The sequence below is a fragment of the Thalassotalea atypica genome (genome assembly GCF_030295975.1).
In the GTDB taxonomy this organism is placed as follows: domain Bacteria; phylum Pseudomonadota; class Gammaproteobacteria; order Enterobacterales; family Alteromonadaceae; genus Thalassotalea_F; species Thalassotalea_F atypica.
In genome coordinates, this window is record NZ_AP027364.1 from 4,004,033 (window position 1) to 4,019,290 (window position 15,258).

At 40.5% G+C, this 15,258-nt stretch carries 14 protein-coding genes; 4 read left to right on the top strand and 10 right to left on the bottom strand.

Translation table 11 applies throughout. The features are described from left to right. Position 1 precedes the first annotated feature (1 nt). From QUE03_RS17995 to QUE03_RS18005, 3 genes are all read left to right on the top strand, one after another. On the top strand, positions 2-727 hold the full coding sequence (locus QUE03_RS17995) for a tyrosine-protein phosphatase (protein ID WP_286263348.1): 726 nt from the start codon (positions 2-4) through the stop codon (positions 725-727). Positions 728-760: 33 nt separating this feature from the next. Next, entirely contained in the window at positions 761-1,501 is a 741-nt protein-coding gene (locus QUE03_RS18000; protein WP_286263349.1) for a VpsP family polysaccharide biosynthesis protein, read from the top strand. Between the two features lie 272 nt (positions 1,502-1,773). After that, on the top strand, positions 1,774-3,693 hold the full coding sequence (locus tag QUE03_RS18005; RefSeq protein WP_286263350.1) for an alpha/beta hydrolase family protein: 1,920 nt from the start codon (positions 1,774-1,776) through the stop codon (positions 3,691-3,693). A gap of 78 nt (positions 3,694-3,771) precedes the next feature. On the opposite strand, the gene QUE03_RS18010 is transcribed toward QUE03_RS18005, so the two are convergent. From QUE03_RS18010 to QUE03_RS18030, 5 genes are all read right to left on the bottom strand, one after another. Then, positions 3,772-4,467 (bottom strand): response regulator, encoded by a 696-nt coding sequence (locus QUE03_RS18010; RefSeq protein WP_286263351.1) that lies wholly within the window; start codon positions 4,465-4,467, stop codon positions 3,772-3,774. A gap of 45 nt (positions 4,468-4,512) precedes the next feature. Continuing rightward, complete coding sequence (locus QUE03_RS18015) at positions 4,513-4,815, bottom strand: hypothetical protein (RefSeq protein WP_286263352.1); 303 nt, start codon at positions 4,813-4,815, stop codon at positions 4,513-4,515. A 116-nt stretch (positions 4,816-4,931) separates the two neighbouring features. Beyond that, complete coding sequence (locus tag QUE03_RS18020; protein WP_286263353.1) at positions 4,932-6,263, bottom strand: outer membrane beta-barrel protein; 1,332 nt, start codon at positions 6,261-6,263, stop codon at positions 4,932-4,934. Continuing rightward, positions 6,256-6,858 (bottom strand): hypothetical protein, encoded by a 603-nt coding sequence (locus QUE03_RS18025; RefSeq protein ID WP_286263354.1) that lies wholly within the window; start codon positions 6,856-6,858, stop codon positions 6,256-6,258. The genes QUE03_RS18020 and QUE03_RS18025 overlap by 8 nt, the downstream gene beginning before the upstream one ends. After that, complete coding sequence (locus QUE03_RS18030; protein WP_286263356.1) at positions 6,855-8,453, bottom strand: ATP-binding protein; 1,599 nt, start codon at positions 8,451-8,453, stop codon at positions 6,855-6,857. The genes QUE03_RS18025 and QUE03_RS18030 overlap by 4 nt, the downstream gene beginning before the upstream one ends. Before the next feature lie 335 nt (positions 8,454-8,788). On the opposite strand from QUE03_RS18030, the gene QUE03_RS18035 reads away from it, so the two are divergent. Then, positions 8,789-10,045 carry a serine protease gene (locus QUE03_RS18035; protein WP_286263357.1) on the top strand — a complete coding sequence of 419 codons (1,257 nt, stop codon included), beginning with the start codon at positions 8,789-8,791 and terminating at the stop codon, positions 10,043-10,045. A gap of 101 nt (positions 10,046-10,146) precedes the next feature. On the opposite strand, the gene QUE03_RS18040 is transcribed toward QUE03_RS18035, so the two are convergent. The 5 genes from QUE03_RS18040 to QUE03_RS18060 all read right to left on the bottom strand — a co-directional run bounded on the left by QUE03_RS18040 (position 10,147) and on the right by QUE03_RS18060 (position 15,255). After that, positions 10,147-10,812 (bottom strand): YceH family protein, encoded by a 666-nt coding sequence (locus tag QUE03_RS18040; RefSeq protein ID WP_286263358.1) that lies wholly within the window; start codon positions 10,810-10,812, stop codon positions 10,147-10,149. 136 nt (positions 10,813-10,948) lie between these two features. After that, complete coding sequence (locus tag QUE03_RS18045) at positions 10,949-11,812, bottom strand: YicC/YloC family endoribonuclease (protein WP_286263359.1); 864 nt, start codon at positions 11,810-11,812, stop codon at positions 10,949-10,951. A gap of 79 nt (positions 11,813-11,891) precedes the next feature. Continuing rightward, positions 11,892-12,821, bottom strand: a complete 930-nt coding sequence (locus QUE03_RS18050) for a DM13 domain-containing protein (RefSeq protein ID WP_286263360.1) — start codon at positions 12,819-12,821, stop codon at positions 11,892-11,894. An 89-nt stretch (positions 12,822-12,910) separates the two neighbouring features. Next, on the bottom strand, positions 12,911-14,614 hold the full coding sequence (locus QUE03_RS18055; protein ID WP_286263361.1) for a GMC family oxidoreductase: 1,704 nt from the start codon (positions 14,612-14,614) through the stop codon (positions 12,911-12,913). Then, the gene (locus tag QUE03_RS18060; protein ID WP_286263362.1) at positions 14,611-15,255 is read right to left on the bottom strand and encodes a gluconate 2-dehydrogenase subunit 3 family protein; all 645 of its coding nucleotides are present in this window, start codon (positions 15,253-15,255) and stop codon (positions 14,611-14,613) included. Before QUE03_RS18060 ends, QUE03_RS18055 begins: the two co-directional genes overlap by 4 nt. Between the last annotated feature and the right edge of the window lie 3 nt (positions 15,256-15,258).

Consider the following 15,258-nt stretch of genomic DNA (forward strand, 5'->3'; position numbering starts at 1 on the left):
AATGATAGACTTACATTGTCATATCCTTCCAAATATTGACGATGGTGCTGTTGACCTGACTGAAAGTATCGCACTGATAGACGCCGCTATAGCAAACGGTATCACCCATATGGTTTGCACTCCTCATATTCAATTGGGGCGATTTGATAACACGATGAGGCAAATTTCGGCATCGTTTGACGACTTGCAAAGCGTAGTAAACGAACGGGGAATGGCTATTCAATTAGCATTTGCGGCAGAAGTCAGAATTTGTCCAGAAATCATGCTGCTAGCAAAGCAAAATACCTTGCCCTTTATTGGTCATTGGAATGAATATCAGGTTTTATTGTTAGAGCTCCCTCATAGCCATATACCAGCTGGTACAGAGCAACTCATCAAGTGGCTAAAAAACGAAAATATTCTACCCATGATCGCCCACCCTGAACGAAACAGAGACATTTTAGCAGATTACACAAAATTCAATCAGTTAGAGCGTGCGGGGTGTCTGTTTCAAATAACCGCATCGTCACTTTGTGGTGATTTTGGAGCTGAACCCCAGAAGTTAGCAGAATACCTATTAAAAAAGAATTTCGTAGATATAATCGCTACCGATACTCACAACATAAAGCGGAGACCTCCTAAATTACGTGAAGGAAAAACTCTTGCAGCAAAAATTGTTGGAGAGGCTCGAGCACAAGAATTAGTCTATAAAACGCCATTAAAAATAAGTGCTAATAAGTTCTTTTAAATACAAACTCCTTTCTTGCACAGGACTGACGTTGTGAAATTCAAATTAGCCAGCTTTACCAATGTTCAACCGATAATATTAGTAGTACTCACGCTTTTGTGTTTATTTGGCATTGTACAAGCGGCAAAAATGGGAAAGGCAAACTTAGACTTTTATCGCGTTCATCAAACGTTAGAATATTGGCGAGATAACCAACAAATAACAAACGATGAAGAATTGAACCAAACACTAACCATCATACATAGAGCCAACAATACCCATCCAAATAACCCACAATATTTAATTACTCTCGGCCTTGTTTATGAATGGGGTGGTCTCCACGCCGCCGAGCAGGCCGATAAAATGCACTACTTTAACGAAGCAAGAAAGTACTACAGTAGAGCAACTGAATTAAGGCCAACTTGGCCCGGCACATGGGCGACGTTAGCTACATTAAAATGGCGTTTGAATGAAATCGACCAACAACTAGTTGAATACCTCTTTCTGGCCGACAAATTTGGTGAAAATAGCGATCAAGTACATGAAGCCTGGCTTGAAGTCGGCTTTTATTTATACAAATCAAAAAGCGTTTTTTCAGCAAAAATAATTAAAGGATTAAGAAAGCACTTACAACTCATGGTCGAAGACCCAAGAAATAAAATTAATGCCTTAGCGCTAACAATTGTAAAAAGGCACAACGTCGAACAGCTAGCATGCAATTGGGTAACTAATTTCAATATTGAAGATGAAGTTAAAAAAGAGAAGTTTTGTCAGACTACGTCAAGTCGCTCTTAACCTGTTCGTTATACTTTTCTTATGCTAAGTTCAAAGTCATATCATAATACTTAAATGTAAAAGTTGCTTCGTTCCATCTGTCGACTAGTTGCTTAAAACGCCCTATTGATTCATTAAAAAAGGCTATGGTATTCAACAAGCTCCTAACAGGTTTCATTTCTCCAAAAAAATCAAAACAAGAACTTAAAGTTGAAATATTTCAGAATGTAACATAATGTTTCAAAGGGAATAAAAAATCAAATCAGGGAAGAGCAATTAAAGCTATTTATGTTATGTGCTTATTATTGGCACTTGGAAGTACCAATATTTATGCAAATGATTGGGAGCATCTTTTTCAGCGCGCTAAATATCAGGATGTAAAAATTTCTCCTGATGGTCAGTACCTAGCAATTATAGTGGACTCGCACGGCCAAAGAGCATTGGCATTCCTGTCCCGTGAAACCATGGAAACGATAGGTACTACAAAGCTTCCAGACATCAATGAAGTGGGCAATTTTCATTGGGTCAATAATGAGCGTGTGGTCTTGAAAATTATTCAACGAAAACCGTGGCAAGAAGAGCCATTATATTATGGTGAACTATTTGCGGTAAACGTAGATGGTAGTCAAACTGAATTAATCTATGGCTATCGAAACGGTGGAAACGGAAAGCGCTCTCGGCTTAAGAAAAAAAAGAAGACTAACGGTTGGGCTGAACTCGTAAATAGATTAGATGATGATGAAGAAAATATTTTAATCATGTCTACTCTCTGGGACGAGAAAGGCTCTCGGCTACCTAGCCTATACAAGTTAAATGTTTACACTGGAAAACTGAAGAAACAACTAATTAGTTCACCAGTGCCCTACGCTGATTTTATTACCGACAGTTCAGGTAACGTTAAAGTTGTTACTGGCATAAACGAAAACAATGAACGTGAAGTACACATTAGAAAAAATAGGAAATGGCATCAATTGCCGCCCCATAACTATGGTCAAGATTTTCAAGCGCTAACAATAGACGAAACGGGTAAAAATTTATTTGTTATCGATAATTTTGGCCAAGACAAATCTGGATTATTCAAGCTGAATTTAAATACTGGTAAATTAAAGAAGATCATCACAGATAAAAAAGTTGATATCAGCCAAGTAAAATACACCAGCGATGGCAACAATATTTATGCTCTAGGCGTTGACGATGGTTTTCCAAGCTATTATGTGCTGAATAAAGCACTTAAAGAAGCACAAGTGTTTAAGGTGTTGATTTCCGCATTTCCAGGTCAGTCAGTTGATATCACCAGTAAAACCGATGACGGAAATGTATACATTGTGAAGGTATCTTCCGATATAGAAGCTGGCAAATTCTACCTCTATGATCAACAAGAAAATAAACTACGTGGACTGTTCAAATATTACCCTGATATAAATAGCAATGAACTTGCTTATACCGATCCAATTGAATTCACTTCTTCTGACGGCCTAAGAATAAGTGGCTATTTTACAGAAGCAAAGCATCAGAAGGAAAATGCAATAGCCCCTCTTGTTGTTCTAGTTCACGGCGGGCCACACAGCCGGGATTACTGGAAGTATTCCTCAGAGGTACAATTTTTAGCACTCAATGGCTACTCAGTTTTACAAGTTAACTTTAGAGGCTCTGACGGTTTTGGTTATAATTTTGAAGCCGCGGGATATAAAAACTGGGGTAGCCTGATTCAGCGTGATATCTTCGAAGCATTTCAATGGGCTGTACAAAGTGGTTTAGCCGACAAAGACAAAGCCTGCATTATGGGCGCAAGTTTTGGCGGATACTCCGCGATTCAAAGCGCAATTAAGTACCCAGACACATACCAATGCGCCATAGCTTATGCAGGGGTTTACGATCTGGATTTGATGTATGAAAAAGGCAATATTCAAAACTTAGGATTTGGTAAAGCGTATATCAATCAAACCTTAGGCACAGACGCAGCCGTTCGCAAGAAAATGTCTCCTGTACATAACGTTGAGCCTATAAATATTCCATTATTGTTAGCTCACGGTGAAGAAGATGAACAAGTGCCATTTGAACATGCGGTTCGACTTAAATCATCGCTCGATGCCGCCAAAAAACCCTATGAATGGCATACCTTTGGAAAAGAGTCACATGGATTTTTTGACCCGGATAATCAAAAAAAATACATGAAACATGTATTGGCATTTCTAAGCAAGCACACTTCTTAGAACGACAATTTACAATATTTAGAAATGTGGGAAAACGGCCTTAAAACAATTGATTTTGAGGCCGTTTGAGTATGCATGTTAAGTCGCTAGTTGATAACCGACATTTCGTACGGTTTTGATAATGCTAGGTACTTTGGGGTCATCGCTTAGTTTTTTTCTAATACGTGATATGCGTAAATCTATAGATCTGTCTATACCATCATAAGGCAATCTAAAAATAGCCTCATGTAATGCCTCCCTTTTCACAATATGACCGACCTTTTGAGCCAAGAGCCACAACAAATCAAATTCAGCACTAGATAATGAAATAACTTGCTCATCCATTAACACCGAGCGATTACCCGCATCAAGCTTAATCCTACCTTCAAAACATTGAATACAAGATTCAACAACAGTTTGCTGTAATGTCGATTGACGACGAATTTGAGCGCGAATATGCGCCAGCAGCACTCTTGGTTTCACCGGTTTTGCTAGGTAGTCGTCGGCACCAACTTCTAATCCTGTGACTTCATCAATGTCATCGCCTAATGCGGTTAACATAATGATGGCACCATTAAATGAAGAACGAATATTCTTGCATATGGTTAGCCCGTCAATTGCGGGCAACATAAGATCAAGGATAATAACATCGGGTTTATGCAATTCGAGTTGCTGATTAATGTTACTCCCATCATGATAAGCAAATACGGTGAGGCCATTTGTCGACAGGTATTGGCTAATGAGTTGTGTTAGCTCAACGTCATCATCGATAATTAGCACCGTGTTATTACTCATCTATAGCTCTCTGTCTGTGAATTAATTTGCTGAAATCGTTTTAGTCTAAAGCGATAGTTTATTCATTAACGTCAACTCTGTTGTTTTAGACGGTAGTTCGAAACTAAGCCAAATCTTATGGGGCATTCTTCGACACTTATCCAGTTTCGTCCTTAACACTAGCATTGATCCCTTTTTAAACCGAAGTTCAAACGCATCATTATTAGTGCACCCCGTTGACGTTACTTGAATTTTAACCTTGTTATCATCAAGTTCAATGCCATGAATAACTGCCTGTTTTTCAGTTTGGGCGAGAGATGATGACGTCATCATAACTAGGGATATTACAAATACAACTAACTGTTTCATGTTGCTTCTCTTACTCTTCAACGTCACTCTATTTAATCGAATCAAGGCTATCGCTAACAGTGGCGCTATGTAGCGTATTGTATCGAAATGTAGCTAATGGAATTAAGAACAGCACATTAAAAACGATAAACTAACGACACTTCCAGTCGCTGCCATTCATCTTCACCAAAGCCAAGCTCAATAGTATTCTTTGAGTAATGACCATTTATGCTGAAACTTAAGTGATCGGTTACATGATACTTAGCACCAAAGGCTATAGAGTTTTTATCTTCTTTCGCCCAAGACACTAATTCAGGGTCGTCAACACTGTACTTAAGTTGGTAATGATTAAAGGTTAGGTAGGCACTCACATCGGTAAACGGGTAATAATAAAGCCCTGCATAAGCATTTAACCGATCATAAGATAAGAAGCTATCATTGGCTCTCAGCTGTTTATATTTTACGCCAACTGTTGTTCTAAATTTATCAGACAGTAAATAGCCGTATTCAAGCCATGGCATGCTGGTTTTGGAATTACTTTCAGACAATGTTGATTGATAATGTTTTTGTGAAATATCGAGCGCAAATTTAAATTTGTGTTGTTTATGGGGAATAGAGAATGAAATACGCTCTCTGGTATCAGTCAGTAATTTATTGCCGTCATTGTAGTGAACACTTACTTTACCATTTAGCTCAACTAACCATTGATTGACTCGCAATAAGTACAATGATGTATTTACGCTGTATCGGCTATATTTGTTTTTTGCTTCATCATCAATCTGCCTAAACTCTGCCGAGAAATCATTGTCCCATATGAAATAGGTAGGACTAACGAATCCATCCAGCGGCTCAAATGGTCGATACCGGTAATTCACATTGATAAACTCACTTAAGTAGCTAGATTCCTGTCTTTCTACTTCATCTTCTCGCGCAACAATGTCGTAGCCATCTACATATTCAAAGTCACCAAAGTCTGCGTCTTCCCATAGCTGATCAAGTAAGTCATCACCTAACAAGGCACTGTCTTCACTTTGGTAATCCTCAATAATTAATACAGGAAAAGTGTTATTTACAACGTCATAACCGACTGATGCACCAGCATCAACTATCCAACGATGAGCGGAAATAGGTTTTCTCATGCGACGTATTAAGATGTTCTTTAGCTTCTCAAGTTTTTGTTGCTCTAATTCATTGAGTGTTAATGACTCTAGATGCAAAAGTATAGACTCAGCACGATCGTATTGCCGTAATTGAATAAAATTGAGTACGAGTTCAAGGTTTATTCTTTTATGCCCTATATGACGCTCTCTTAACTTAAACAAGAGTTCAACAGCCTTCCAGTGTTCCCCTGCTTTGCGCTTGTCAATTGCACTATTCAACCAAGTCCTGCTTTTTGACGGCTCTGCCGCCTTTGCAGTAGTACAAAGCAACAACGTTAATGAACACGCCGTCCATAAATATTTAATCATGACCATTTATACCATCGTCATCATCAAGCACTTTTAAATCATCACGCCAAATTTCAATATCTTTTTCAAAGTCCATTAAATCACTGTTATCCAATTTGTTTATTAATGCTTCTTCTTTGCCTTTAATGCCAACACTTTTTTTCTCTAGTTGCTTAGCTTTTTCTTTAGTGTTTTTGGTATTGTCTTCATCTAGCAATTCTTCATTCAATAAATCAATTTCAGCATCTAAGAAATCAAATCCTTCATCGACAAAGTCTTCGTCGATAAGCTCTGCTTCATCAAACTCTTTATCGAGTTCTCCACGAAGTGAGTGAGCATCAAATAAGGCTTCTTCTTGAAGTAGATCCTGACTAAACTCCCTTTTATTTAGCTGCTTTTTATCATGCTGTTGTAATCGCTCCATTTCAAGAAAGTCAGAATTATTATCCAACGCTTCGATAGATTGTAGGATTTTCGCTTCCCTTTCTTGCTCCTTAAGGAATAAAGCCGCCTGATCAACCGCTTGTAGCTCAAGGAGTTCTTCATCGGTTGTATTCCAATTGCCCAACGCCGGCACGGAATGGATTAAAAAAATGAGTAAAGTAAGAATTTTCATGACGCTAGAACCGAACTTTGCTCAATGTCTTTCGGCCAAGCGATGCTTACTTTAGCGCCGCCCCATGTGCCCTGTTCTATATTGACATTGCCTTGGTGCCAGCGGGCAATTTGTTCTACGATCGCCAAACCAAGTCCGTAGCCACCCGTGCGGCGATCTCGGCTTTCGTCAACACGGGTAAATGCCGATAACACTTCATGTCGATTAACTTCAGGAATGCCTGGCCCATCATCCTCTACCCAAAGTAAATATTCGCTGTTTCGAATTTCAAAACCAACTTTCACACGTTTTTTTGCATATTTATAAGCGTTTAACAACAAATTACTTAACGCTCTATTCATGTATTTAGCATCTACGGTAATGTCAGTAGAAATTGGCAAGTAAAGGGAAACCTCTAATTTATCTGCCGCTTGCTGATGGTGGATAACAATATCGTTAATGAATGAGTCAACAGTTAGTTGTTCCAATTGTAATTCTGGCTGTTCTCTCTTTAATTTAGAAAAAGTAAGGACTTCATCTATGAGAGTTTCTAATTCTTCAAGATTTCGCTCGACACCGTTAACAACTTCATCTTCATTTACGCCCTGTTCTAATACCGCTAATTGAAAACGTACTCGAGTGATCGGTGCCCTTAACTCATGTGAAATTGCTCTAACCATGTCATTTTGAGCGTTAATCAGTTTATGAATACGAGTTGCCATGTGTTTAACTGTATTAGACAGCTTACTTATTGCATCAAAACCTCTTTGTGGCGTTACCGTAATGTCTTTATCTTTAGCTATTTGCTCTATTTGGGCGTCAACATTTTCCAATCGATGTTCTAATGGCCTGACGAGGTAGAAGCTTGCTGCCGCCATTAAAACAAGAATAATTAACACGATTGCGATTATCAGTGATAACGGAAACCAATCAAAAAATGGAATACTGCCGAGCACCAAGGTATAAGGGCTATTACCCAGTGGCGCATAGGCCATAACCGTTGGTGTGCTTGTACCCGACACATTTAACACTACTGCTATGTCACCTTTTTTTACGGTACGAATGTGAGTAGTAGAAATAGTTAATTCTGCCAGCTTCTTTAACTGGATTGGGTAATCAAACATTGCCCGCAGCTTCGTTAAAGCGGTGAGACGATCCTCACCTTTGTGCCGCCCAAGTTCATTGAGCATCAAAAATGCACTGATTCGAATTAACGATGTGCCATAGTCGTTCAGCTCAACCGACAAGTAAGCCTGCTCTTCAGGCAATAAGATGTACACTTGACTAGAAGATAAATTGCTATTTACTTGATACAGGAATTTATCATTTAATAAACGACCAACTTGTCGCTCCGTCAGTCGCTGTTCATCAAAATAATGCTGTTCAAAATGCAGATCACTTAAACGCTCAATCGCAGACAACCATTGCGCTCTATTGGCACCTTTATGTCTGGCCACGCCTTCACCTATTAAATGAAACGTACCGCTATAATTATGATAAATATGCTCAGTAATACGGTGTTGGCTTAAGTAATAAGTACAGAACATCACGAGCAATGCGATCAACATAACTGCCGATAACATGCCCATATAAATTCTAAAAAAAATGCTCTGCATTAAATAACCTTCGCCATCAATTTAATTCGTTAATTACCCAGCATTATTGTCGTACTTAGTGGCAAACAACACCAGAATAATTATTAAGCGCTAAGTATCCCTTTGTATCCAAATGTAGCAAGCTTTGACCAAATAAACGATTGCATCAAACTCACCTAACTCCTATCAAATCACACAATTAGTCAGCTGAATTCGTTAAACGCAAACGTACATGGCGATACATAACGACGAATTTTGCTACTACTTTAATGCCCCTCCCGATTGAATAATGCAATGGCTTAAACGCAAACCAGACATCACTGAAAACTTATTCAAGAACAAAAGAGGTATCAACTATGTTAAAGCACTCAATGTTAGCCACAGCAATCTTATTAAGTCTATCTGCTCAGGCCGCACAACCAACACCAAAAATTAAAACACTTAACTTATCTGAATCTGCACGTATAGTCGGAGGCGAAGCGTCCACTGAAAACGCTCGACCGTATCAAGTGTCAGTGCAAAGCGCCGACGGTTATCACTTTTGTGGCGGTTCTATTGTTGCTCAAGACTTAGTACTAACTGCAGCACACTGTATGGAAGGTGTTGATGGTGAATCACCAGAAATGCAGGTGCGTGTTGGAACAACGTCATTATCAGGTAATTCAGGTGAAACAATTAACGTCGCCAAAACATACACTAACCAAGAGTACCCGAACCTTTCAAAAGACGTTGCGATATTAAAACTTGAAAAAAATATTACCCACGCAAACGCCAAACCCGTGAAACTTGTCGATCAAAGCTTTGTCGATGCCAATATCAGCGCTGGAACGTCATTAGTCGTTTCAGGCTGGGGAACCCTTAGCTCTGGTGGTCAATCTCCAGATAAACTGATGGAAGTTACCGTGCCATTTGTGACCAATGACGTATGTAACAGCAATGAAGCTTATGGTGGCCAAGTTCAAGATACTGAAATGTGTGCAGGACTGAAACAAGGCGGTAAAGATTCTTGCCAAGGCGATAGCGGTGGGCCATTGGTATTTGAAAAGAATAATGAATATTACCAAGTTGGTGTTGTTAGCTGGGGCGAAGGCTGTGCTGCAGCCGATAAATACGGCGTATACGGTGATGTAGCAAAACTACGTGGTTGGATAGACAGCGCCATGTCGGGCAATGAGCCAGTATCTGGTTTACCAAGTGATGGCTCAGGCGGTGACTCTGAAGATGGAGATTACTCAGATGAAACCTTTATCGCTTTTCAGGAAAAAATTAGCTACACCGTAGGAGAAGAACAACTGCAATTTGTGTTAGACGTACCTGAAGGCATCAACGTAATTTACATTGCAACAACAGGTGGCGAAGGTGATGTTGATATTACTGCTGAACGCGTGCCAACAGAAGAAAACCAGGATGTTGAAAGCGATGGTTGGGATGATAATGACAATTGGGACGATTGGGGTGACTACTGGGATACGCCAGTCAGCTTTTATGCCTCGGAAACTCCAGGAAATGATGAAATGCTAATGATTGAAGTGCCTGAGTCAGGCGAATGGATAATTTCATTCAGTAACTTTAGTGACTTTAGCGACGTAGAGCTAACCGTGTTTGTTCACTAAACGCATTTAAATTTAAAACACTAGGGCGTTGAAATATCCCCTTCACGCCCTAGCTGTTTGTTTATTCGATATTCTGGATCTGCTCACGCATTTCCCATCTGTTACTTATCTTCAATTAGCTCAGTTAAGCACTGGACTTGTTCAGTTAAGGCTGCAACTTGCTTTTCTAACTCTGATACTCTTTGTACTAACTGAGGTTGTTGCTCAGCGCTGGTATTTTCCGCTTGTATTACATTAGTGCTAGCTAAATCGAGCTCATTGATATCGGTAAATAAGTGTACATAACGTGAATCGCGTTTACCTGGTTCTCGTGCCAGTTTCTTAACGAGTACATCGCCTTTTAAGTCTTGTAATTGCTGCAAGGTAGCTTCAACTTCATTTACATCTGCAAAGTCAGCTAGACGGCTCGTGCGCGTTCTTAATTCACCAGGAGTTTGTGGCCCTCTTAGCAGTAACACGCAAATAATAGCTCTTTGCTGAGAGGTAAAATTTAAGTGTCCAAATTCAGTATTACAAAAGCGATGGAAATACTTATTTACTCGAACAGACGCTTTGCGGTCTATCATTAATTGATTCATGTCCACCAATTCATCAATTAGATTTTGTACATCACTTTCAGAAAAACTGGTTACTGGCTCTCGATTGCTTTTTTGATTGCAGCCAATAGTAAGGCCATTTAAAGAGAGTGGGTATTGTTCTGGTGTGGTAATTTCTTTTTCCAACATCACGCCAATAACGCGGCATTGGTCAGCGGATAATGTGATCATTTGCAATTGCTCTCTATAAAATATCTATCGCTGTTATATCAAGTGACACTTATTTTTACTACGCTAAAGAGATAATTATCGAAAAAAAAGCCATAGCAAACTATGGCTTTTTTCAATCATAAAATTCTGTAAGCTATTATTCAATATTTTGAATTTGCTCGCGCATTTGCTCAATCAATACTTTCAATTCCACGGCAGCGTTGGTGATATCAGCATTGATTGACTTTGACCCTAAGGTATTAGCTTCACGGTTGAATTCTTGCATCATGAAATCTAAACGGCGACCTTGTGGTCCACCCTTTTTCAATGTAGCTCGGGTTTCTTTAACGTGACTAAATAAACGGTCGATCTCTTCATCAACGTCCATTTTTTGCGCCAGCAAAACAAGCTCTTGTTCAACACGACCAGAGTCCGGCTCTAAACCTGCGTCGTTAAATTTTTCGATGATTCGGTTACGTTGCCATTCAATAATTTCTGGCATGTGGGCTTTAACCTTTTCAGACTCTGCGACAATGCCGTCTAAGCGCTGTTCGATAAGCACTTTCATGTTATCGCCTTCGCGCCCTCTCGCTTCTTTAAAGTCAGCTAAGGCTTGGTCAAAACCTGCTAATAAGTCCGCTTGAACAGCATTCATGTCAGTTTCTTCAGTTTCCATCACGCCAGGCCAGCGCATCACTTCAAGCGGGTTGATTTGGCTATTGAGTGTTTGTTCATTAACCCAATTGGCATGCTGAATTAACTGCTCAGCTAAGTTTTTGTTGATGGATAAGTTGCCTTTGGCGGCAGGGTTTGCATTAAAGCGAAGGTTGCATTCTACTTTGCCTCGGTTAAGCGCTTTTCTAAAACGCTCACGTAGTACCGGTTCAATACCTCTAAATTGCTCGGGTAATCTGAAATAAGTTTCTAAAAATCGTTGATTAACCGAGCGAATTTCCCAAACGGCGTTGCCCCACTCACCTTTAATTTCTTGGCGAGCAAATGCGGTCATACTATGGATCATGGTCTTTCCTATTAACTAGTTTTATAAGAATGAATCGCCATAGATTATGCCTGAGCCCGTACCCCTATACCAGTAACAATTAGGGGGTGAATGTGAGGCTGCCAAAATCAGCACTAAATTCTACGCACCAAACACTCAATGAGTTAATGTTGTCTAAGGTTTTTCCTTCCGGCAATTTGATCAGTAAATTAGCATTATCAAAGACTGTGCCGTCTAACCTATCACCTAAAGCAAACGAGCCGTCACCAACAAATTCTTGGCTCGATGACGCATAGAAAAACACTTCTGGCCCTTGTCCATCATAGGTGAAGTTGGTGATTTCTATTGTGCAGTTATCGATGAATGTCGCCGTACCTGCTACGTTATGTGCTCGGGTTTGAAAAGTGCCAGAATAACCTACTTTTGGGTGATCGGCAGCGCATTCGTTCTCAAGGTTGTAACCAATATTCGCTAATGTTTGATTAAAATGAAAGCGTGCTTGGTCTGCCGACACGAGTTTCGTATGAACTATGCCTAGCGTTGCAATATAGTCATTCGCTTTTTGCTCAAAATCATCACTGGAAAAGTCGAAAAATATATCTGTAGTTAAGTCATGTACTTGCTCAGCTATTTCAATACCATTTAACGGCTCACCGTCGGCATCAAGTGACTGCAGTAATCTAATCGCATTTATCACACGAATGTCATCAATATTTTTGACTAAAAACAGCTCTAGCGGTGTCATTAGTTCAGCCGCCGCTACTTGTGGAAAGTTAATACTCCCGATGGAAAACGTGATCACTTCGCCTTGCTGATAAGTAAATTCACCTGCTTCGTTAGTTAAGCCACTTTCGGTAGCTGTCTCAAACGCCAAGCCCTGAACTGCCGAGTCGACAAAGCTGCCGGTGTAGATGGTAGGCGTGGGTGGCGGCGCTGGTTGCTCAGCGATTGTAGATGAGCCTGACGAGCCCCCTCCACCACAGCCATACAAAAATACAGCAGATAACAATACACTAGCAAATCTCATCATATCGGTTCCTAACAGACAGTTTTAACTACTATGAGCATTTAACTGCCTTTAATCCTCACAAAAGTATAACAATTGACTATTAGTCTAAATTAACTACTCAACCAGCGTTGTTTGATATGCTCGGCAACCCTAAACGCATTGGCATATATCGTATAGGTGTATGGCACACTACCGCCTGTAGGCATAAAAGAACCGTCAGTCACATAAAGGTTGTCTACTTCATGCGCTTGACAGTTTTTATTTAATACCGACGTTTTGGGGTCGTCACCAAACCGACAACCACCTGCCATTAGGTTTGTCGGTGGGTAACCACTTACTGACGAGTAAACATTCTTGGCGCCGAGTTTTCGTAACACTGTTTCGGCTTTAGCAGACAAATACTCACCCACTTTAAGGTCATGATCATGGTAGCCAATACGTACTTTGGCTACAGGGTCGCCCCACTTATCGTTCACTTCATCATCTAACGCAACAAAACAATCATCAGTGGGTAACCAATCATTAAACACTTCAAAGCGTAATGTTTTATAGGTGGTAAATTCTGTTTTTAGGTTTTGCTTTAATTGCTCGCCCCAAACTAAGTCATCATTTTCGTCATATTGGCTACCCATGGCCCGTGCAATTGGGTTTTGATGAAAAAGAAAGTCAATAGTGCCCCCTTTAGCTTTACCCGATGGGTTCGCTCCGTCAAAAGTTTTGTCATCAATTTGATACCAATCTTGTAAAGCGCGATTAATAAACGGACCCACTTGTTTTAGCTGAGCGACTTGCTCTTTGGTCATCTCATCAAAATAAAAGTCACCACTGCCTGTACCGCCGGCACTAAATACTAAGTTTTTACCCACTTGACCATTATTGTTAGCAAGACCGTTCGGGAATTTTTCACCTTTTGATGCCAGCAATAGACGTGAAGTTTCAACGGCTTGGCATGCAACAACGTAGATAGATGCTTTAGCGACCTGCTCTTTACCCTGCTTGTTGTAATAGTGAATACCGGTAATTTCACCTTTTTCATCAGTCGCAATATTAAATACTTTCGATTCAGGCCTAATGGTTAAGTTACCCGTCGCCACGGCATGATTTAACAATGCCGCCCTGCCACTTCCTTTTGCGCCAGACGCACAACCATAGCTGCTGCAATAACCAGAATATTCACAGCTATTTCTTCCCATAGCAGGACGAGACAATACTGCGCGAGGTACAGGGATAGGATGATAACCTAGATCAGTGGCAGCTTTGTCTATCCATGAGGACACTGCGTGCTCAGCAATTGGCGGCTGCAAAAAGCCTTTCGATCTTGGCTCTTGGTGAGGGTGTTCAACAACTCGACCTGAAACGCCCACTTGCTCGTCGACCATGGTATAGAAAGGCTCTAACTCATCGTAGCTAATTGGCCAATCTTCCACATTGGCCCCTTTGATTTCACCAAATTCTGACTTAAGGCGAAAATCGACGGGCTTCAAACGATGAAAGTACCCACTCATGAAATTTGATGAGCCACCAACAACAGTGCCATTCCAAAAACTCCAACCAGAATCACTGGTTGACTCACCTTGCCAGTAACTGCTGCCGTCTTCACGTTCGTACTCTTCTTCGATAACGTGACGTTCGTCTTCAAGTTTGGGGTTGTATGCATTGCGCAAACTGATGGCGAGTTCATCTTTATAAAATTCTTCTTCGGTCAACCATGGGCCTTTTTCAAGCACCAGTACTTTTGCGCCGGCCTTGGCAAGGGTATAGGCCACAGGAGACGCGCCTGCGCCGCTTCCCACAATACAAATATCATACTTCATGCTTTTCTTTTGGCCTCTACAGTCAGGTTTTTTATGGAGATTTGATGGTTACCCGGCAATTCAAAGTAACGTTTACCAACTGGCGGTAAGGGAAAGCCAGCCTGATGCTCAAGCCATTGCCAGCCAATGCCATCTGGGTTTCCACCATAAGAAGGTGGCGATAACATGGCTTCAAACAGATAATTAATTAGCGTGTTTAACCAATTACTCCCTGCGCGAGAGCCACTGATGCCCCTTAGCATGGTTTCTCTTTCGGCATCGTTTAGTGCGATAAATGATTTTTTCAGTTGGCTTTCACTATAGCCGTTTAACCAGCCAACACCTTTTAAGATGAATGTTTTCTCTTCTTGGTCAATTGTTTGTTCGGTGACCACATTGTAAAGATATAACGTCGCGTTTAATTCATTGGCGCCCGGCCCTGAAGCTGAACTAGGCAGTAAATGTGCTAACACTGCATCAAGCGTTAACCAAGGGTTTTTGGCTAAATCAGACTGAAATTTACTGACCGTTGATTGAGCAATAACAAGGCTTGGCATGGCTGCAATAGTACCAGCGCCTGCTGCTGATTTAAGTAACTTACGTCGAGACAGTTTTTTACTCATCCATCGAGGGGTTTGATATTTTTTATCAAAAAATGACATCAA

Coding starts and splice junctions, on each gene's coding strand:
- QUE03_RS17995 (WP_286263348.1), top strand. CDS start 2: ATGATAGACTTACATTGTCATATCCTTCCAAATATTGACGATGGTGCT.
- QUE03_RS18005 (WP_286263350.1), top strand. CDS start 1,774: ATGTGCTTATTATTGGCACTTGGAAGTACCAATATTTATGCAAATGAT.
- QUE03_RS18010 (WP_286263351.1), bottom strand. CDS start 4,467: ATGAGTAATAACACGGTGCTAATTATCGATGATGACGTTGAGCTAACA.
- QUE03_RS18015 (WP_286263352.1), bottom strand. CDS start 4,815: ATGAAACAGTTAGTTGTATTTGTAATATCCCTAGTTATGATGACGTCA.
- QUE03_RS18020 (WP_286263353.1), bottom strand. CDS start 6,263: ATGATTAAATATTTATGGACGGCGTGTTCATTAACGTTGTTGCTTTGT.
- QUE03_RS18025 (WP_286263354.1), bottom strand. CDS start 6,858: ATGAAAATTCTTACTTTACTCATTTTTTTAATCCATTCCGTGCCGGCG.
- QUE03_RS18030 (WP_286263356.1), bottom strand. CDS start 8,453: ATGCAGAGCATTTTTTTTAGAATTTATATGGGCATGTTATCGGCAGTT.
- QUE03_RS18035 (WP_286263357.1), top strand. CDS start 8,789: ATGTTAAAGCACTCAATGTTAGCCACAGCAATCTTATTAAGTCTATCT.
- QUE03_RS18040 (WP_286263358.1), bottom strand. CDS start 10,812: ATGATCACATTATCCGCTGACCAATGCCGCGTTATTGGCGTGATGTTG.
- QUE03_RS18045 (WP_286263359.1), bottom strand. CDS start 11,812: ATGATCCATAGTATGACCGCATTTGCTCGCCAAGAAATTAAAGGTGAG.
- QUE03_RS18050 (WP_286263360.1), bottom strand. CDS start 12,821: ATGATGAGATTTGCTAGTGTATTGTTATCTGCTGTATTTTTGTATGGC.
- QUE03_RS18055 (WP_286263361.1), bottom strand. CDS start 14,614: ATGAAGTATGATATTTGTATTGTGGGAAGCGGCGCAGGCGCGTCTCCT.
- QUE03_RS18060 (WP_286263362.1), bottom strand. CDS start 15,255: ATGTCATTTTTTGATAAAAAATATCAAACCCCTCGATGGATGAGTAAA.